The sequence below is a fragment of the Shewanella sp. Pdp11 genome (assembly GCF_002838165.1).
GTDB lineage: Bacteria > Pseudomonadota > Gammaproteobacteria > Enterobacterales > Shewanellaceae > Shewanella > Shewanella hafniensis.
In genome coordinates this window covers 4,076,196-4,095,384 of record NZ_CP015194.1, presented here as the reverse complement: position 1 = coordinate 4,095,384, position 19,189 = coordinate 4,076,196, and the positions used below count along the sequence as shown (strand labels likewise).

Here is a 19,189-nt window from a genome sequence, read left to right as displayed (position 1 = left end):
CTATCTCACTGGATTAGATAGAACTTTTCTGACACAATCCTAAAAATCATGTGCATCAATCTAAATAGTGTAATCGTTTAATTGAGCTACTTTAAACATAGTACTTGAGAGCATTTAGGCGATTACCTTTGCCGTTTTTGCCACAAAATAATAAGAGGTGAGGCACAGGGATGGTCGATACAATTCCAAGCTATGAAGAGATGATGCCAGCAGTGCTTAAGGTGTTAGCAAACGGGCAGCAAAAACCGCTGAAGCAGGTTTATGATGACGTTGCAGCCCTCTATGGCTTTTCAGCAGAGCAGCTTGCGCTTACCTTACCCAGTGGCAAGCTAACTTATGTTCGCAGTAGAGTTGGTTGGGCTAAAACCTATCTGGTTAAAGCGGGACTTATCCATCAACCTAAGCGTGGTATCTGCGAAATAACCAACAGGGGAAGGGAAGCTTTGGCAAGTGGTCAGCTTATTAATAACGACTACTTATCCCTGTTTGATACCTTTAATGACTTTAGAAGTGCCCACCACGATCAATCAACAGAACAAGGCAAAGTAGAGCGTTATGCCAGTATCAGTCATAACGATAATACTCAAACTCCAACAGAGTTAATGGCGCAAGCCTTTACCGCCCTTAATTCAGCCCTTGCCGATGAATTAATTGAACAAATCCACACTCTATCGCCCAAGTTTTTCGAGCAGCTGGTGGTCGATTTAATGTTAGCCATGGGTTACGGCGGCAGTCAAAAGGATGCTGGCCAAGCAACTCAATACAGCAGTGACGGCGGTGTTGATGGTATCATCAAAGAGGATAAGCTCGGGCTAGACTCCATCTACTTGCAAGCCAAGCGCTATCGCGATAACACAGTCGGCAGACCGGATATTCAAGCCTTTGCTGGCGCGCTCGACATGCACCGCGCCCGTAAAGGGGTATTTATTACCACTTCGACCTTCAGCAAAGATGCCCGTGATTTCGTTACCCGTATTGAAAAACGCATCGTGCTGATTGATGGCCATAAACTGGCAGCCCTGATGATAGAGCACAATGTCGGTGTTTCGACACGCGAGCTGTATGCCGTTAAGGCAATAGACTCAGATTATTTTTTGGAAGAGTGAGCCAAGGAAATACTGGTAACTTTTTATCTTCAAGTTGCTAGCGTAACCGATTAGCTTGTAACGAGAAAACTCTCAAATTATGGAATTAACATGCAAAAACTGACGCTTAACAAACTGTCCCGTAAGCTTTTTGAAGCTTGTGACATTCTGCGAGGCAAGATGGATGCTTCTGAATACAAAGAATACATTTTCGGAATTCTATTTCTTAAACGTATGTCTGACCAGTTTCATAAAGACTATGAAGCCAAAGTAAAAGAGTTAAAAAAAGCTGGTCATAGTGACGCAGCTATCCAAACCGTAGTTGGTAAAGCGTCTCAGTTTAGTTTTTTCGTACCGGAGAAAGCTCGTTGGGAAAATCTGCGTCACTTAAAAACTAACGTCGGCTCAGGGCTAAACAAAGCGCTTGAAGCATTGGAAGAAAGCAATACTAAGAAAGGCTTGGAAGGCGTACTCAAGCACATCAACTTCAACCGTAAGGTGGGTAAAAACCCCATCCCGGATGAGCGCCTGGTCGAGTTCATCCAGCACTTTGACAGCATCCCTCTCTCAAATGACGATTTCGAATTCCCCGATCTTTTGGGGGCAGCCTATGAATACCTGATCAAATACTTTGCCGACAGCGCGGGTAAGAAAGGTGGTGAGTTTTATACCCCTGCTGAAGTGGTGCGCTTGCTGGTGGAAATTCTTGAGCCTGCTGAAGGCATGGAGATCTACGATCCGACTTGTGGTTCAGGCGGTATGCTGATCCAAAGCCGCAACTACGTGCAGGAAATGGGCGGTAACGTTAAGAAAATTCACCTATTTGGCCAAGAAGATAATGGCGGAACCTGGTCTATCTGTAAGATGAATATGATCTTGCACGGAACAGGTGGCGCAGATATTGAAAATGGTGACACTCTAGCAACACCACTGCACCGAACCAAAGATGGTGAAGTGCGTCCTTTCGATCGCGTGATTGCTAACCCGCCGTTTTCACAAAACTACAAGAAAGCGGAGATGCAGCTCAAAGAACGCTTCAACACCTTTATGCCAGAGTCTGGTAAGAAAGCGGACTTGATGTTTGTGCAACACATGGTGGCCTCGCTCAAAGCCAACGGTAAAGCTGCTGTGGTGATGCCTCATGGCGTATTGTTCCGTGGCGCAGAAGAGCGCACTTGTCGCCAAGACTTTATTGAACGTGGCATTCTTGAAGCCGTGATTGGCCTGCCGCAAGGTTTGTTCTACGGTACGGGCATTCCTGCCTGTGTGTTGTTGTTGAATAAAGCAGGGTGTAAAAACCGTGACTCAGTGCTGTTTATTAACGCTGACCGTGAATATCGCGAAGGCAAAAACCAAAACAGCCTACGCCCTGAAGATATAGAGAAAATCACCAGCGTCTATAAACTCATGCTGGAAGATGCAGATCACCCAGGCGTCGAAAAATATGCGCGTTTGGTACATAAAGACGAACTGGCGCGTGAAGATTACAACTTCAATATTCGCCGTTATGTCGATAACAGCCCAGCACCTGAGCCTCAAAACGTCAAAGCGCACTTAAACGGCGGTATTCCAACCCATGAAATTGATGCGCTGCAAAGCACTTGGAATGATTACCCTGGCTTGAAAGAATGCCTGTTTGTTCCACGTTCTAACAACGAGTTCCAAGACTTTGCTGATGAATTTGAAGCGCTGTCATCGCTAAAACCACATATTGAGAGCTTTCCTTCTGTGCTTGAAAAACATGCAACCTTCCAAGCTGCACTGGATAGTTGGAAGCAAAATTTTGCTGGCTTTGAAGCACTTGGTGACAAAAAGCTCGGTGATGAAGGGGTATTTGCACTGCGTCGTGAGTCTCTTAATACCATCGAGCAGCATCTAATGCCGATTAACCTACTGAACCAATACAAGGTGCGTGGTGCGTTGGCGGATTGGTTTAAAACCTTGGAAGCTGATTTTAAATCCGTGGCCTCTAGTGGCTGGAATGCTGAGTTGATACCCGACGAAGTGCTGTTTGCCAGCCAGTGTGCGGATGTGGTGGAAGAGTTGGAGACTAAACAAGCGCGTATCAGCGAACTACAAGCCTTTGTGGATGCAGCAGATGAAGAAGACTACGAGCCGACTGATGAAAACCCTGCTCTCCCATCTGAGTATGTTAAACAGCTTAAAGACGGCCTGAAAGATCACAAAGCGACAATCAGTACTAGTTTGGCAGTGCTGAAAGCCCAAATCAAAGATGCGTTCACCCAGCTGAAAAGCAGTGTAGAACTTCCAAAAGGCACTAAGCAAGGGGATTTTGCCAAAGGGCTGACGGGTAAAGAGCTGAACTTCGCAGTCCATAGCGAGATTCTTGCGCTTGCGGATAAACTAGAAGTTCAGTTGGATAATTTTGAGCTAATCAAAGATCATGCGCGAAAAGGTGCACTAGCAGCGGCTGAGGCAACAGCGATTGAAGCCAAGCTTGCAGCACACAAAGCGTTGGAAGATGAGTTGAAGCAGCTGAAGGCGGAAATTAAGGAAACTGAAAAGCTTCGTGATGAACTGCTTGAAGGTGCGCGTAATAAAATTTCGGCTGAAGAAGCGAAAGTGCTGATTCTGGACCGGTTCAAAACCGAGTTAGATCGCCAATACCAAAGCTATGTGCGTGCGTTGCTGCTTGACCGTATCGCTGCAATCGAGAACCTACACCGCAAATACCAAGTTACCGCCAAAAGCATTATTGCCAAGCGAGAGCAGGAAGCGAGCAAATTAGCTGGCTTTATGAAGGAGCTGGGCTATGAGTGATTTACCTACAGTCAAAGTGAGTGAGTGTTGCGATATTCTTGATAACTTACGCATACCACTCAACTCTGAAGAACGAGAGAAAATAAAAGGGAACATTCCGTACTTTGGGGCTAATGGTGTTCAAGGCTATATAAGTGAGTACATCTTTGATGAAGATTTAATACTTTTGGCCGAAGATGGTGGTAATTTTGATGATTATCAGACCCGCCCAATCGCATATCGTATTTCGGGGAAATCTTGGGTTAATAACCATGCTCACGTTTTAAGGGCGAAAGAAGGTTATGATTTTTCGTTTGTTTTTTATTCCTTACAGCATAAGAACATAATCCCGTGCATCAAAGGGGGCACGAGAGCAAAACTTAATCAAGCTGAACTCCGTGAAATCACGATATGGGATGCACCACTTCCAACTCAGCAACGAATTGGAGAGATTATTGAGACCATCGACAACCAAATCGACGCCACTCAAGCTCTTATCGACAAATACACCACTATCAAACAAGGCATGATGGCGGACTTGTTTAGCCGAGGTATCGACCCGGACACTAAAGCTCTTCGTCCAACGTTTGAAGAAGCGCCAGAGCTTTATCATAAAACGCCATTGGGGATGTTGCCTACGGGGTGGGATGTTATTGAGTTAAAAAACCTTTTGGATGATGTAGCTACTCCAATGCGAAGTGGGCCATTCGGTAGTGCTCTGTTGAAAGAAGAATTGGTCAGTGAAGGTATTCCCTTATTAGGTATAGATAATATCTTTGTTGAGCGATTCAAGGCTAGCTATAAGCGCTTTGTTACTGAGCGGAAGTTTAGAGAACTTTCTCGTTACGCCGTTCGAGAAAGAGATGTAGTCATAACGATAATGGGAACTGTCGGTAGATCGTGCGTTATTCCCGAGTCCATAGGGCTGGCTTTATCGTCAAAGCATTTGTGGACAATGACGTTCGATAAAGAGCAGATATTACCTGAACTAGTTTGTTGGCAATTGAACCATTCGCCTTGGGCTGAAAGTTGGTTTAGACGTGAGTCACAAGGGGGAGTTATGGATGCAATTCAGTCTCAAACGCTCAAGAAACTGAAGCTAGTAGTTCCCACGCCAGCGGAGCAAAATGCGATATATGAACGTTATGAAAATTTAAATAATCATATTGAAGTTAATCAGACCTCATTGGACAAGCTGAAACTTCAAAAATCTGGCCTAATGCAGGACCTCTTAACAGGCAAAGTCCCCGTCTCCGCATAACAAAAAAATAAGAAAATGGCAGCAGGCACACGCCTCGCTGCCAGCAATAAGGATATCAAACAATGTCAGAGTACCAATTGGTTGAAAAGCCGTTATTAAACCAGCTTAATAGCATGGGCTGGGATGTAACGGATTTAGGGCAAGGTGTGCCTACCGACCCAACCACCAGCTTTCGCAGCTCTTTTCGTGAAGTCATTTTAAAAGACATTTTTAAAACCTCAGTACACAGCATTAATACCACTGATGACGGCAAGCCTTGGCTGACGGGTAGCCAACTGGATGTTTTGCTGGATGACGTCACCGATTTTGGTACTCACAAATTACTGGCGGCCAATGAAGAGTTTATTGGCCGTCTCCACAAATGGCAGCTCGACCGTAACGAGCTGACCGGCGAAGAAGATCCGGTTGTTAAGCTGATTGATTTTGATAACTGGGACAACAACACCTTTACCGCCATCAATCAGTTCCGTGTTGATACGCCTGGGCTTGGTAAAGAGCACATTCGTCCAGACATTGTATTGTTCGTCAACGGCCTGCCGCTGGTGGTGATTGAGTGTAAAGAGCACTCACAGCATTGCTCTAACCCAATGGCAGCAGGTATTGACCAGTTGCGCCGCTATGCCGACTTGCGCGAGCCCGAACACAGTAAACTGCGCGAAGGTGAACCCGCTCTGTTCTTTACCAACCAGTTGATGATCAGCACCTACGGTGATGATTGTAAAGTGGGCACCATCACCTCGAATGAAGATTACTACTTCAACTGGAAAACCATCTACCCCGATACCGAGCCCTATATTGCACCGGAAATTGGCGCCCATCGCAGCCAGGAGAAGCTCGTTCAGGGCATGCTCCACCCACAACGGCTACTTGATATTACCCGCTGCTTTACCTTGTTTATGGATACCGACAACGGTCCACGTGTAAAAGTGATTTGTCGTTACCAGCAATTTCGCGCGGTGCAGAAAATCATTGAGCGTATGGAGCAGGGCGAAACGGGCATTCAACGTTCAGGTGTGGTTTGGCATACCCAGGGAAGCGGAAAAAGCCTGACCATGGTGTTCTTGGTGCGTAAGCTTCGTCGCCATCCAGAGCTGAAAAGTTACAAGGTACTAATGGTTAACGACCGGAGTGATCTTGAAGAGCAACTGACCAATACCGCAGCGTTAATTGGTGATGCGGTCGTTGAGATCAAGAGCACCAAGGATGCAAAAGAGAAGCTGGCGAACGACACCTCGAACACCAATATGGTGATGGTGCATAAGTTCCGCGAGCAAGATAGCTGCTTTCTGCCGGACTCTGTTCGTAAGCTGTTATCTAAGCATCTTGCCGAAGCAAAAGAAGCGGGTGACGTGGAGCGTATTGAAGAGCTGGAAGCTGACTTTGACGCTGAAATTGTTATGCATCGTCCTTTCGGCGTGATCAATGCCGGTGAAAAAGTCCTGATCTTGGTGGATGAGGCGCACCGCACCCAGCGAGGCGGAAAAGACCGGCCAAGTCTTTCGGACAACTTGTTTGATGCTTTCCCCAAATCTACCCGAGTGGCATTCACAGGAACGCCGCTTATCGCTGACCACCAGACTTACCCAACCTGGAAGCGCTTTGGCGTCAGCCAAGAAAAAGCCTATATCGACAAATACAAGCTTCAGGATGCCGTCGATGATGGTGCAACGTTAAAAATCCTCTACGAAGGTAAAACCGCAGATAGCGCGATTTACGACAAAGCGGGGTTTGATACCAAGTTTGAAGATCTCTTTGCGGACAGAACGGAAGAAGAGCTAAGAGAGATCCGTAAAAAATACGGTGCTGAAGGTGATATTCTTGAGGCAGAAAAGCGCATTGAGGAAATTGCTGAGGACATAGTAAAACACTACTTGCGACAGATTTTGCCTGCAGGCTTTAAAGCTCAGGTAGTGTGCTCTTCTAAGCAAGCAGCGATTCATTACCAAACCTACATTGAAAAAGCGCTGGCGAAAGAAATCGAGCGATACAAAAAGCAGCCAGAGCAATGTATTGATAAAGCTTGGCTTGAACGCCTTGAGTTTTTGAAAACAGCGGTAGTGATCTCCAGTGATGACACCAATGAAGCCGCGTCTTTCACCTATGCCAGAAAGCAGGCCAAAGAGTTAAAAGCCGTCGAGAGCTTCAAGAAGAAGTTTGATCACAGCAAGCCAAATACCGGCGTCGCTTTCTTGATTGTCTGCGACATGCTGTTGACGGGCTTCGATGCGCCAATTGAGCAGGTGATGTATCTCGACAAGAAACTACGAGAGCATAACTTGCTGCAAACGATTGCCCGTGTGAACCGAACTGCGAAAGAAAAGCAGCGTGGGTATATCGTCGATTATATCGGTCTGGCTCATCACCTCAGAGATGCGCTGTCGATGTATTCGCAGGATGACCAAGACGACATTCTGAAAAGCTTGCAAAACATTAATAGCGAAGTGCCGGTTTTGGAAAGTCGTTATCGCCGTTTGCTTCAGCTGTTTACCGAACTCAAGGTTCACAACATTGAAGCGTTTGTGAACCAGAAGCTCAGTATCGATGAGCACTATCAAGTTCAGCTTCAAGCGATCGCAGTTTTAGAAGACCCTCGCCAGCGTGACAGTTTCAACGTGTTCTTGAAGAAGTTCCTTCAAAGCATGGACATCATCATGCCGAACTCCTTGGCGGACCCTTATAAAACGCCGATGTACCAGTTTGTGCATATTCAAGCGAAAGCACGCCAGCGTTACCAAGATGACAGCATGAGCTTCCAAGGTGTGGGCGCAAAAATTCGCCACCTTGTGAACGAGCATCTGATCAGCCTGGGCATTAATCCTAAAATTAAACCGATTGACCTGTTCAGTGATGCGTTTATGACGCACATGGGTAAAGAGCCGGATTTACAAGCGCAAGCGAGTGAGATGGAGCACGCCATTCGTAAGCACTGCAAAGTCAATGCGGATGATGACCCAGTCTTCCACAAAAAAATGAGTGAGAAGCTGGATGAGATAATCAAAAAGCACTCTGGCAACTGGGAAAAGATGATCCTGGAGCTGAGTGTTTTGCGAGATGAAATCGACGCCGGACGCGGCCCTAACGCGCAAATTTCCGACCCATTCTTCGATCTGATTGTCAGCATTGCATTCCCAAATGGCGAGCCTGTTAAGCCTCTGGACAAGGTGAAAGCCTGTGTCGAAGCAGTTATGGAACAGCTTGGCGAGAATATTGGCAGCCTAGACTTCTGGGAACGCGAAGATTTGATTTCGGAGCTAGAAGGGAAAGTTGAAATGCGCTTCTTACTAAGTGGCGTACCTCAATTGAGTGAGCTAAGTGAACAACTGACAACTGAAGTAGTGGCATTAGCGCGCAGAAGGGAGTTGTTAATTCTGTCTGAACAGGCGCTGAATGAGCGTATCGATGAAATTATCGAAAAGCTTCGTGCTATTGACCCTGAAGCGTTGCAAAAACAAATCAGCGAACAACCAGATCTCTCATTGCTGAAATATGACTTGGATGGTGTTGATTTATACCTGGCTCAAGAGTTGGAGCAATATGAGAGCTTCTACGAATTAGCGTTGATTAAGGTCGCTACTGACATCAATTACGCAGAGAACGAAGAAGATCGTTCAACACTGCCGTATGAAGTCAGGAAGCAGTTTTTACTTAATGCTGAAGATGTTCGAGAAGCTCTTGCCGATATAATTCTATCAATTCAATCAGAGCTAACTTTCCCTGATTTTGAACATAAGCCTATAGTTGCCTTAAAAGAGACAGCAAAAGGAAGTTTGTTCATAACTGTTGTCGTGGGGCTAATGACCAATTTTATCTACGATGTCATTAAAACGACTGCCTTGCAGGGACGGCAACCGATAAAAGACATAGTTGCAAAAGGTGGTCGAGTTAAAAGTGAGTTACCTGCATTGGTTGAACGAAATCGAGCAGAGCGCGGGCTTAATGAATCAAATTATCGGATTTCTTATACCGAAGAAAGAAACTTAGTTGATGATGCACTAAAACAACTGCGTGACCGCAATTTATCAAACCAAGATAAGAATAAACATCACTAATGCAATACAAAGATATCAAATACAGCTTGAAACAAAGCAAGCGAAAGACCACCAGCATTCTTATTGAACGGGATGGGAGTGTTACCGTGCTTGCGCCTGAAAGCTACGATATTGAAAAAGTAGAGAGCATCGTTGAGGAAAAACGGAGCTGGATTTATCGCAACCTAGCAGAGTGGGAAGATCTTAACCGCACCAAAGTCGAACGTGAGTTCGTGAGCGGTGAGGGCTTCCCCTACCTGGGCTGTAATTATCGCTTAAAGCTGGTGGACGAGCAGAAAGAAGACTTGATCCTGAAAAATGGTTACTTCCTGATGCGCCGAGATAAAGCTGAATACGGTAGCGAGCTATTCAAGCACTTCTATCGCACCAAAGGGCTCTCTCGTATTAGTCATCGCGTAGAGAACTTTGCCCCAAAGCTAGGGGTGGATTATCGCGCAATCCGCGTAATGGAGCTCCAGCACCATTGGGCCTCCTGCTCACCAAAAGGTGACCTGAACTTTCACTGGCGCTGTTTGATGGCACCTCTCGCGGTTATAGATTACATCGTGGTTCATGAGTTAGCTCACCGCATTGAGCCCAATCATAGTGCTGCATTTTGGAACCTTGTTGATAAAATCATGCCTGACTACCAAAAAAATGTTTCTTGGTTGAAGCATAATGGGGCAGGGATGGATCTTTAGCTAATACAGATGAACTGACTATGAAATTAATCGCCAATGGTCTCAATAAGCAGTTTTTTAGGTCTTGGGCAACTGAGTAAATCCAAGTAAGCAGACTTATGAGTAAGAAGGCAAGAGTGCTTGTTTACGCTAATGAATTGATTTGCAGGTAAAAATGACAGTCAAAGTATCTCATATCACTCACATTGATAATCTGATCAGCATTCTCACCCAAGGATGCTTGTGGTCCGATCATAAGCGCATTGAACTTGGTTTAGTTAACCAGAATATTGGCTATAGCCACATTAAACAGCGTCGTTTAGTTCGCCCTGTGAACGTGGCGACTGGTGGGACTATTGGGCAATATGTGCCGTTTAATTTTTGCCCTCGATCCGTGATGTTATTTGTGATCCATAAAGGCCATGATGACTATCAAGGTGGACAAGAACGTGTATTACATTTGATTAGTGATATCGACACCATTCGATTGACTAACGATAATTGCTTTTTTACCGATATACATGCAGATTTGGACTATGCCGAACAAATAGATGATTTCACTCGTATTAATGAGTTGGACCTTAAACGAATCAATGAACGCTATTGGTCAGACTTTAAAGAGGAGAAGCAGGCAGAATTTTTGGCATTCGAATCTGTTGCATGGCACACTATCCGACAAATTGGGGTAAAGACCCAAGCGATAGCAGAAGAAGTGAGCGTATTACTACAAGCTGTACAGCATAAGCCTGAGGTTGTTGTACGGCCACAGTGGTATTACTAGAGGTTAAAATGATTACTTATCACAAAGGCAACATATTGCACGATCAAGCTGATGCAATCATCAATACTGTTAATACAGTAGGCGTGATGGGGAAGGGCTTGGCTTTGCAATTTAAAAAAGCCTTTCCTGACAACTTCAAAGTGTACAAAAAAGCCTGTGACGATAAGTCTTTGGTGACAGGAAAAGTGCTGCCCGTTTCACTTGATTCAATCAACTCGCCTTTTTATATTATTAATTTCCCCACTAAAGCGCACTGGAAGGGCCAATCTAAGCTCGAATACATAGAGTCAGGTTTGGAGAGCCTTAAAGCTGAAGTTCGCCGTCTTGACTTAAAGTCAGTCGCTATTCCTGCTCTAGGCAGTGGATTGGGTGGTTTGCCCTGGCATGAGGTTGAGCAAGTCATACATACTTCCCTAGCTGAGTTGCCTGATGTTGATTGGCGCATTTATCCACCACAAACAGCGCCTAGTGCTGAGCTTATGTCCAATCAAACTCGACGCCCACGAATGACCATTGGTAGAGCTGCAGTTCTAGGTTTGATCGATCGCTATGTATCTACCGGTTTTGGCTACAGATTGTCATTACTTGAAGTGCAAAAGTTAGTTTACTTTTTGACTGTGGTGGGCGAGCCATTAAATAAGGTTGTTTTTAAAAAGCATCATTATGGGCCTTACGCTGATGTACTCCGTCACGTACTTGATAAGATGGAAGGTCACTTTATTTCTGGTTATGCCGATGGTTTGAATAAGCCAGAGACACCTATTGATCTCAAAGATGATGCAGCCAAGGAGGCTTTAGGTTTCCTAGAGCAACACTCAGAGACTAAGCAACGTTTTGATAAAGTCGCTAAGCTAATTGAAGGGTATGAGTCTCAGAACGGCATGGAACTACTGTCAACGGTTCATTGGGTTGTTACACAAGAGTCAAATCCTGCACTGTCTGCTGATGAGTTGGTTCAGCGGGTTCACAGCTGGAATGCGAGAAAGGCTACAATGAAACCCGCTCATATTCTTGCAGCGTGGAACAGATTAAGTGAGCAAGACTGGTTACAGTTACGAGCCTCAGTTTAATGATTTATTAACAGATAATAAGCCTCTTAATTGAGGCTTTTTTTGCGCTTTTTATTGAGCTACAAGTCGTAAGTTTTTGGCATTATGCGCAAGACTCACGTTCCCTTTAGCTGCTTCCATAATGTATTCACTCCACCATGTCATCATCACTCGACGGCGCTCAAGGTAAATACTGCGGTTATAGGCACTACGTACTTGGTTTTTATCAGTATGGGCAAGGGCAGCTTCTATTACGTCAGGATCAAAGCCTTGCTCATTTAGTGTTGTACTGGCAAGAGATCTAAAGCCATGGGCGGTTGTTCTGTCTTTTAATCCCATTCGTTTTAAAGCGGCATTGGCGGTTTGTACATTACAGTGAGTTTTTGGGTCTCTATCTGCTGGAAAGATAAATTCCCTATGTCCGGTTATTGGTTTAATGGCTTGTAATAGGGCTAATGTTTGCTCTGTGAGCGGAATGAGGTGATCGCGTCTCATTTTCATTCTAGCAGCAGGGATAAGCCAAACACCTTCCTCAAAATTAATTTCATCCCAACGAGCGCGGGCGGCTTCATTAGGTCTAGTCATGGTGTGCAACTGCCATTCAATTAAAAAGCGAGTTACTTTTTTAATACTAGCATTTGCAACTGCTTGCATTAACTCCGGTAGCTCACTTGGTTGCATTGCTGCTAAGTGTTCTTTACGAGGCTTTTTGAAAATAGCCTTTATTCCCGATAGTGGATTAGCGTGGATAATTCCGATATTAACAGCATAAATCATCACTTCATTGAGTCGTTGCGTTAATCGTTTAACTGTCTCTAAATTACCTCTTGCTTCTATTGGCCTTAAATATTCAATGACCATAGGCGCTGTAATTTGAGTAACAGGAATATCTTCCAATGAAGGGAGTAGGTGAAGTTTGAAGGAGCGCCAAGTCGCAGCGGCATGATCCTCTGTGATAGCATCTTTTTTCTGTTCAAACCATTCCGCGGCAATTTTACCAAATGTGTGCTCGATAATTGCGACTTTAGCGGCAAGTTGCTCTTCTCTATTTGCCTTAGGGTCTGTTCCATGGGCAATAAGAGTTCGTGCTTCTTGTGTGAGCTTACGTGCAGATGCGAGTGATATATCTGGATAAGAGCCTAAGCTAAGGTTTTGACGTTTTTTAGTGATAGGGTGCGAGTAGTTTAATAACCAGAGTTTGGAACCATTTGGTTTAATTCTGATTTGCAGTCCACCACCATCAGCAAGGTTATACTCCTTGTCTTTTGGTTTAGCTGTTTTGATTTCTGTATCAGATAGAGGCTTAGCTAGTCTTGCCATAACAACACCTTAGCAGCATTACTTTGTAGACACTCAGTGTTACTAACGTAGTTATTTAGATAACGTGTTGATTTACATTAGATAACGCCATTTTTAGTAACACCGACTATCGAGAACAAGCATTGGTGTTACATCCGATGTTACTAAAAATTGTGGATGTTACCAAACACTATTAGACGTCTATAGACATGATTTGCAGCTAAGTCATTGAGTTTGATTTATTTAAGGCAATAAAAAAGACGTCCTGAGACGTCTTAGTTACTTCATTTGGTGGAGGCGGCGGGACTTGAACCCGCGTCCAGAACACCTACATCCAAGGCACTACATGCTTAGTCTCTCTTTTAATTAACCCGAATAAACTCCGAAAGACAGGATTTCATCGGGCGAGTCCGGTACTATTTCGCGGTTCACCCCCGGACGGAGTTCCCTCGCTATCAAATGTAAGATGACCATCTGTATACACTGCCCATTTGAGAGACCTGTGTCAGATGGCTAGCTAGCCTAAGCTGCTAGAGCGTAGTTATCGTCGTTTGCAACTATAACTTTGCGGCTTTTTACGAGGCCAACCGCCCCTCGGCATGCTCCCAGGGTTTCGTGAATCCTGTCGAATCCAGAATCGCCCCCAAGAATTTGATTGTAACCCGTAGCATAATGATTACCTAGCATCATTTGCTTCAAGTTCAATCGTTTGTTCATTATCCGTGCGTTTTTTCTTTTTTCATCACACGGGCTTTTTCAACTTCCCATTCACGCGCTTTAGTATCTTCGCGCTTATCGTGATCTTTCTTACCTTTACCTAGGCCAATTTCCACTTTTACCCATGCACCTTTACGCCAGTACATTGAGATAGGAATGATAGAGTAGCCTTGGCGCTCGACTAAGCCAGCCAGTTTATCTAGCTCTTTACGGCTGAGTAGCAATTTTTTTAAGCGTAGTGGGTCGCAGACAACGTGTGTCGAGGCCGTATTCAAGGGAATAATGGTGCAGCCATGCATAAAGGCTTCGCCATTTTTCAGGAATACGTAACAGTCAGACAAGTTGACTTTACCCATACGGATAGATTTAACTTCCCATCCCATGAGGGATAGGCCAGCTTCCATTTTTTCTTCGAAACGGTATTCGAAGGTTGCGCGCTTATTACGTGCGATAGTCGCAGGCGCGGCTTTGCTTGATTTTTTCTTTACCATAGTGACGCCATTATACGCACGGTTAATCAATTTGGTATTGATATAAGGTTTTATTTAGCTAATTTCAAGCCTCTATCGCGTTGTTGCTGTTTTTTTGAACGCGATTAGGCTGTTGAGTATCAACCTAAGTGCACAAGGGGTGCGTTTTTTACGTATCGTGATAAAATCCGTGCAAATTTTGATTGCTTGCCTAAGTTGTTCATCTTGCGTGCGTTCTTTTTGTGCGTACGAGTTTGTTTAGGTCGCTGTGAATACGTTAGTGAAGAGTGCTAAGTCCTATGCCGCAAATTTCTCGAAGTGTGTTAGTCCGTTTTAGTGCGATGCAAATGTATGACTTAGTGAATGATGTCGAGTCGTATAAAGAGTTTTTACCCGGTTGTGTGGGTGGCAAAGTCTTAGAATTTGACGGCAAAACTATGCTGGCATCTGTGGATGTGAGTAAAGCGGGGATCCGTAAGACCTTTACGACTCGCAACCAAGTGGTTCCTGGTAAGAGTATTGATTTAACATTGGAAAATGGACCCTTTAAGCATTTATTGGGGCAGTGGCGTTTTACTGAGCTGACTGAAGAAGCCTGCAAGGTAGAATTCGAGCTGAGTTTTGAGTTTTCAAGCTCGTTAGCCGATATGGCCTTTGGTAAAGTGTTTAATGATCTTATGGTATCAATGGTGACGGCATTTACGAGTCGCGCTAAGGTAATTTACAGTGACAAATGAGACAGATAAGTTTGTAGTTGATGTGGTTTACGCCTTACCTACACAGCAAAAAGTGATTTCGGTGAATGTGAATCCTGGCACGTCAGCGATAGAGGTGGTGCGTTTAAGTAACATAGTGAGCTTTTTCCCTGAAATCGATTTAGAGACGGTTAAGCTCGGTGTGTTTAGTAATGTGGTCAAACATGACCAAGTGATTTTACCTGGCCAAAGGGTTGAGATTTATCGTCCTTTGATTGCTGATCCTAAGGATGTGCGTCGCCGCCGTGCGGATAAAGCTAAAGATGAAGGCCGAGCGAATAAAGTGACGGGTGGACGAGCTTAATACGATTGGTATTAAGACTGATATCAGTTTGCCATCATTGCTCAATAAAAAAGCGCCCTAAGGCGCTTTTTGTATTTCATTTGACTGAAAAGAGCATAAGCAAAGTTTAGGATTTTACTTAATTGGTTTTTGAACCTGCACTTCTGCTTGGTTTTCTTTTACTAAGGGCTTGGCATCGGGACGCTGTGCAGGAATTTGTGGCACTAGCTCAGTTTTATTCCCCGTAGGTAAACTACTTTGCTCAAGTGGCGTATCAAATTCTTTGCTTAGCTCATAATCGCCATTTACTGCGGTCAGTTTATCACCCGTAAAGTGCAAAATGAGTTCTTTATGCGTAATGCTGGCATCGCGTCCACTCTTGTAGTGATACACATAGTACCAAGTATCGTCGGCGAAACTATCGCGTAATACTGGACGGCCGAGAATGTATTCGGCTTGTTCTTTGGTCATGTCAATGCGCAACTTTTCGACTTGTTGCGGTTCCATGTAGTTACCCTGTGGAATGTCGGGCTTATAAATCAACCAATCGAACACACTACAAGCACTGAGCGAAACAGAGAGCGCCACAGCGCTCAGCAGGGTAAGACTTTGCTTTTTATTGATCATTGTATGCGCTACTTCTGAAAATCTGGCGGCCATAATACCCAAGCATTCCCCCTCATGACAAGGGCAATCGGGCTTTGCTGCCGTCATAGATCGAATTGTGTGACTTTTCGACCCGCGATGTTGGCTTTAGTTCTCAATCTTTAAGGATATTTATTACTGGAAGTCATGTGGCAACTGTGGAGGTGTTTTTAGCCTCTTAAGCGTGCTGACAGGATTGTATAAAAGGAAATGAGGGCCAGATTTTTTCTTTAAAGCCAAGCAATTAGTCAGTAAGTCAATAAACAGTTTGTGTGGCGATAAACATAGTAATCTTGCTTAAATCAGATTAAAGTTGCAGATATGTTTTTATTATGTTTTTGCGCTGTGATTTTTAGCTTTAAGTTCGCAGTGTTTGAAATAAAGTATTGGGATAGATGCTTTGGAGTCATTAGTTTGTGTAGGCACGGGCTTGCAGCTGGCTGGACAAATTTGTGTGATGAGTCGCAGTTATATTGAACATGCCGATGTGGTGTTTTCACTCCTGCCCGATGGTTTTTCCCAGTGTTGGATCGAGAACATTAATCCCAATGTCATCAATTTACAGTCGTTTTATGCTCAAAATGGCGAAGTGAAAAATCGCCGAGAAACCTATGAACAAATGGTTAATGCTATATTGGAGGCTGTGAGGGCTGGCAAGAAAACTGTTTGTGCGCTTTATGGTCATCCAGGAATTTTTGCCTGTGTTTCCCATATGGCGATTACGCGGGCTAGGGCAGAAGGGTTTTCAGCGAAGATGGAGCCGGGGATTTCGGCCGAGGCGTGTTTATGGGCTGATCTGGGCATTGACCCCGGCAGCTCTGGGCATCAAAGCTTTGAAGCTAGCCAGTTTATGTTTTTTAATCATGTGCCCGATCCGACAACCCATTTATTGTTATGGCAAATTGCGATTGCTGGTGAACATACCTTAACTCAGTTTCATACTACGAGTGACAGGCTGCAGATTTTGGTTGAACAACTGAATCAATGGTATCCGCGAGATCATCAAGTGGTGATCTACGAAGCTGCTAATCTGCCAGTTCAAGCCCCTAGAATTGAGTATTTGCCGTTGAGTAAGCTGCCTGAGGCAAACTTATCTCCGATCAGTACCTTACTGATCCCGCCAGCAAAAAAACTCGAATACAACTATGCTATTTTAAGCAAATTAGGCATTAGACCTGAAGATTTAGGCTAATGGTGAGTGCTGTACTTCTGAGCTGAATTCGGGAGTCATCATATAAATAAGGAAAGGTATGTCTGCATTATCGGATTTTTTTACCCAGTTAGGCCAAGATGCACAGCTGATGGAAGCGTATCAACAGGATCCTGAGGCCGTTATGCGTGCCCATGGGTTAACTGATGAAGAAATTGCAGCCGTCATGTCGGGAGATATGGAAAAACTGAAAAGCTTGAGTGGCGATGGTGATTATCAGTCCTACTTAGTTATTTCCCATGGTAACGGTGAGTAATTGAAACTCCTGCGCGCTTTTTTGTGGTTATGTTCGGGTATATTTTGTATGCCCTTAATGGCTGCAACTATCAATTTTGATGAGGCGTTAGCAGAGCTAGAACAACTGCAACATACCGATCTATCCATTGCCATTACTAAGCTCCATGAACTTGAAGCTGATTTCGAGCATATGACGCGTTTTCAACAAGGGCGCTTATTAGTATTTAAAGGGACTTCATTTATTTATTCAGGTCAATATCAAGAAGCCCTAGATAATTTAATTCAATCAGAAAATTTAGTTCAAAATAGCGATTATTTATTTTCTGCCTATAGCTATGAGGCAACGGCGTACATCGCACTTAGGAACTTTAAAGATGCTTTTGTTGTAATGAGCAAAAGTCTAGGATTAATAGATCGAATTGATAATATAGATATCAAACGTGCTGCATATCTACGTTTAGCCAGTTTGTACTCTGCAATGGGCATAAAAGAAGAGGTGGGGACCTACGCGGCTAAGGCACTATCACTTGCTGCAGCTGATAATGTAAAAGATATTTGTACTGCAAAGTTGTATTTATCAGTTTATCAATTAGAGCTTGAAATATATGACAAGGCATTTGATGAATTCCAGAACACACACGATTTTTGTGAGTCGAATGGCTTTCCATTGATTTCGTTTATTGCATTGAAAGGAATGGGGGAGTCTAAGTTAAGGTTGCAAGAATACACCTCTGCAGTTGCTTTACTTTTGAAAGCGTTAAAGGGGTACGAGTCTTTTAACTTTCAATTAGAAATTAATAGTGCCCATTCTTTGTTAGCCGAAGCATATTTTTCACTGGAGCAATTTGCAAATGCGGTCGAGCATGCCAAGTTCGTTACGTCATTACCTAATGAAACTAGTTATACCGAGTTAAAGCATAATGTCTTTAAAGTGTTAGCTGGCTTAAATGCTGAGAATAAACAGTTTGAACAAGCCTATGAGTATTCGAAAAAAGAGCAGTATTACAATCAGCTGATGTTTGATGAAGCGAAAATGAAAACGTTAGCGTATCAGGCCGCTAAATTTAATGCCGATGAACAGGCGCGTGAGATCAATCTACTCAATAAAGAGCGAGAGCTTTATATCGCTCAGCAAACGGTAAAAGAGCGCGAATACACTAATATGCTGATGTTTATCACTATTTTAGTGGGTGGATTGTTCTTCCTCGGCATTTTGTTAGCGGTAGGCCAGATGCAGAAGCGCAAGTTTATGCGTATGGCGAGAATGGATGCATTGACAGGTATTTTGAATCGCGGGGCAGGGCAAGAGTTAGGAGAAAACCTTTTTGTGCAAGCCACGGCCCGCGGCGGGGATTTTTGTGTCATTTTATTCGATTTAGATTTCTTTAAGCGCATTAACGATTCTTTTGGCCATGGTACTGGCGATTGGGCGCTTAAAAAGGTGGTTGATTCCCTTAAATCTCATATCCGAAATGGTGATGTTTTTGCTCGTATCGGCGGTGAGGAGTTTGCGCTTTTATTACCCTATGCCGATGAAGAGAAAGGTATGGAAGTGGCAGAGCAATGTCGAGCCCGTATTGAGGCCATTGATACCCAACATTCAGGGCATAAGTTCGTCATTACGGCGAGTTTTGGCGTGAGTGGTTTAATGGCTGATGATCTGAGTTTGGATCCATTATTCCACCGAGCCGACATGGCGCTCTATGCCGCTAAGGCCAATGGTCGCAACACAGTAGTACGCTATTCTGACATATTAAAATGTGACAAGCAGGCAACAGATTTACGGCGTCATATCGCATCGCCATCAGTGTAATGCCAGTCCTGTGAGCCATGTTGTCTTATCCAGAGTTGGCAAGCCCTTAGTGGTTCTATCCTTCCTTAGTTTATTGCTCGTTTTATATTTTGCAGCCACTCAGTAACATGCAGCAA

The 19,189-nt window shown here is 44.2% G+C and carries 15 protein-coding genes and 1 other RNA gene; 12 read left to right on the top strand and 4 right to left on the bottom strand.

Features of this window, described 5'->3' with window-relative positions; translation table 11 throughout:
• The first annotated feature begins 170 nt into the window (after nt 1–170).
• The 7 genes from AYJ58_RS18030 to darG all read left to right on the top strand — a co-directional run bounded on the left by AYJ58_RS18030 (nt 171) and on the right by darG (nt 11,665).
• Entirely contained in the window at nt 171–1,106 is a 936-nt protein-coding gene (locus tag AYJ58_RS18030) for a restriction endonuclease (RefSeq protein WP_106651175.1), read from the top strand.
• Between the two features lie 90 nt (nt 1,107–1,196).
• Nucleotides 1,197–3,866 (top strand): type I restriction-modification system subunit M, encoded by a 2,670-nt coding sequence (locus AYJ58_RS18025; RefSeq protein WP_106651174.1) that lies wholly within the window; start codon nt 1,197–1,199, stop codon nt 3,864–3,866.
• Nucleotides 3,859–5,106, top strand: coding sequence for a restriction endonuclease subunit S (locus tag AYJ58_RS18020; RefSeq protein ID WP_106651173.1), 1,248 nt, complete (start codon nt 3,859–3,861; stop codon nt 5,104–5,106). Before AYJ58_RS18025 ends, AYJ58_RS18020 begins: the two co-directional genes overlap by 8 nt.
• Before the next feature lie 62 nt (nt 5,107–5,168).
• Nucleotides 5,169–9,155, top strand: a complete 3,987-nt coding sequence (locus AYJ58_RS18015; protein WP_106651172.1) for a type I restriction endonuclease subunit R — start codon at nt 5,169–5,171, stop codon at nt 9,153–9,155.
• Nucleotides 9,155–9,835, top strand: coding sequence for a M48 family metallopeptidase (locus tag AYJ58_RS18010; RefSeq protein WP_106651171.1), 681 nt, complete (start codon nt 9,155–9,157; stop codon nt 9,833–9,835). The genes AYJ58_RS18015 and AYJ58_RS18010 overlap by 1 nt, the downstream gene beginning before the upstream one ends.
• A 154-nt stretch (nt 9,836–9,989) precedes the next feature.
• The gene (darT, locus tag AYJ58_RS18005) at nt 9,990–10,595 is read left to right on the top strand and encodes a type II toxin-antitoxin system toxin DNA ADP-ribosyl transferase DarT (protein WP_106651170.1); all 606 of its coding nucleotides are present in this window, start codon (nt 9,990–9,992) and stop codon (nt 10,593–10,595) included.
• Between the two features lie 8 nt (nt 10,596–10,603).
• Nucleotides 10,604–11,665, top strand: coding sequence for a type II toxin-antitoxin system antitoxin DNA ADP-ribosyl glycohydrolase DarG (darG, locus tag AYJ58_RS18000; protein WP_106651169.1), 1,062 nt, complete (start codon nt 10,604–10,606; stop codon nt 11,663–11,665).
• A gap of 51 nt (nt 11,666–11,716) precedes the next feature.
• On the opposite strand, the gene AYJ58_RS17995 is transcribed toward darG, so the two are convergent.
• The 3 genes from AYJ58_RS17995 to smpB all read right to left on the bottom strand — a co-directional run bounded on the left by AYJ58_RS17995 (nt 11,717) and on the right by smpB (nt 14,151).
• On the bottom strand, nt 11,717–12,964 hold the full coding sequence (locus tag AYJ58_RS17995; RefSeq protein WP_106651168.1) for an integrase domain-containing protein: 1,248 nt from the start codon (nt 12,962–12,964) through the stop codon (nt 11,717–11,719).
• 268 nt (nt 12,965–13,232) lie between these two features.
• Nucleotides 13,233–13,588, bottom strand: a transfer-messenger RNA (tmRNA) gene (ssrA, locus tag AYJ58_RS17990).
• A 71-nt stretch (nt 13,589–13,659) separates the two neighbouring features.
• Nucleotides 13,660–14,151 carry an SsrA-binding protein SmpB gene (gene smpB / locus AYJ58_RS17985; RefSeq protein WP_011790147.1) on the bottom strand — a complete coding sequence of 164 codons (492 nt, stop codon included), beginning with the start codon at nt 14,149–14,151 and terminating at the stop codon, nt 13,660–13,662.
• A 278-nt stretch (nt 14,152–14,429) separates the two neighbouring features.
• On the opposite strand from smpB, the gene AYJ58_RS17980 reads away from it, so the two are divergent.
• Together AYJ58_RS17980 and AYJ58_RS17975 are read left to right on the top strand one after the other, a co-directional pair.
• Nucleotides 14,430–14,867, top strand: a complete 438-nt coding sequence (locus AYJ58_RS17980) for a type II toxin-antitoxin system RatA family toxin (protein ID WP_028760728.1) — start codon at nt 14,430–14,432, stop codon at nt 14,865–14,867.
• Nucleotides 14,857–15,189, top strand: coding sequence for an RnfH family protein (locus AYJ58_RS17975; RefSeq protein ID WP_106651167.1), 333 nt, complete (start codon nt 14,857–14,859; stop codon nt 15,187–15,189). Before AYJ58_RS17980 ends, AYJ58_RS17975 begins: the two co-directional genes overlap by 11 nt.
• Nucleotides 15,190–15,303: 114 nt before the next feature.
• Here the strand turns inward: AYJ58_RS17975 and AYJ58_RS17970 are convergent, their stop codons facing one another.
• Nucleotides 15,304–15,795 (bottom strand): outer membrane protein assembly factor BamE, encoded by a 492-nt coding sequence (locus AYJ58_RS17970; protein WP_106651861.1) that lies wholly within the window; start codon nt 15,793–15,795, stop codon nt 15,304–15,306.
• A 418-nt stretch (nt 15,796–16,213) separates the two neighbouring features.
• Between AYJ58_RS17970 and AYJ58_RS17965 the strand changes: the two genes are divergently transcribed.
• The 3 genes from AYJ58_RS17965 to AYJ58_RS17955 are packed head-to-tail and all read left to right on the top strand — an operon-like array spanning nt 16,214 to nt 19,073.
• Nucleotides 16,214–17,005 carry an SAM-dependent methyltransferase gene (locus AYJ58_RS17965; protein WP_106651166.1) on the top strand — a complete coding sequence of 264 codons (792 nt, stop codon included), beginning with the start codon at nt 16,214–16,216 and terminating at the stop codon, nt 17,003–17,005.
• Nucleotides 17,006–17,063: 58 nt separating this feature from the next.
• On the top strand, nt 17,064–17,279 hold the full coding sequence (locus AYJ58_RS17960) for a hypothetical protein (protein WP_063882706.1): 216 nt from the start codon (nt 17,064–17,066) through the stop codon (nt 17,277–17,279).
• Nucleotides 17,280–17,327: 48 nt separating this feature from the next.
• Nucleotides 17,328–19,073, top strand: coding sequence for a GGDEF domain-containing protein (locus tag AYJ58_RS17955; RefSeq protein ID WP_106651165.1), 1,746 nt, complete (start codon nt 17,328–17,330; stop codon nt 19,071–19,073).
• The last annotated feature ends 116 nt before the right edge of the window (nt 19,074–19,189 follow it).

Coding starts and splice junctions, on each gene's coding strand:
- AYJ58_RS18030 (WP_106651175.1), top strand. CDS start 171: ATGGTCGATACAATTCCAAGCTATGAAGAGATGATGCCAGCAGTGCTT.
- AYJ58_RS18025 (WP_106651174.1), top strand. CDS start 1,197: ATGCAAAAACTGACGCTTAACAAACTGTCCCGTAAGCTTTTTGAAGCT.
- AYJ58_RS18020 (WP_106651173.1), top strand. CDS start 3,859: ATGAGTGATTTACCTACAGTCAAAGTGAGTGAGTGTTGCGATATTCTT.
- AYJ58_RS18015 (WP_106651172.1), top strand. CDS start 5,169: ATGTCAGAGTACCAATTGGTTGAAAAGCCGTTATTAAACCAGCTTAAT.
- AYJ58_RS18010 (WP_106651171.1), top strand. CDS start 9,155: ATGCAATACAAAGATATCAAATACAGCTTGAAACAAAGCAAGCGAAAG.
- darT (WP_106651170.1), top strand. CDS start 9,990: ATGACAGTCAAAGTATCTCATATCACTCACATTGATAATCTGATCAGC.
- darG (WP_106651169.1), top strand. CDS start 10,604: ATGATTACTTATCACAAAGGCAACATATTGCACGATCAAGCTGATGCA.
- AYJ58_RS17995 (WP_106651168.1), bottom strand. CDS start 12,964: ATGGCAAGACTAGCTAAGCCTCTATCTGATACAGAAATCAAAACAGCT.
- smpB (WP_011790147.1), bottom strand. CDS start 14,151: ATGGTAAAGAAAAAATCAAGCAAAGCCGCGCCTGCGACTATCGCACGT.
- AYJ58_RS17980 (WP_028760728.1), top strand. CDS start 14,430: ATGCCGCAAATTTCTCGAAGTGTGTTAGTCCGTTTTAGTGCGATGCAA.
- AYJ58_RS17970 (WP_106651861.1), bottom strand. CDS start 15,795: ATGATCAATAAAAAGCAAAGTCTTACCCTGCTGAGCGCTGTGGCGCTC.
- AYJ58_RS17960 (WP_063882706.1), top strand. CDS start 17,064: ATGTCTGCATTATCGGATTTTTTTACCCAGTTAGGCCAAGATGCACAG.
- AYJ58_RS17955 (WP_106651165.1), top strand. CDS start 17,328: ATGCCCTTAATGGCTGCAACTATCAATTTTGATGAGGCGTTAGCAGAG.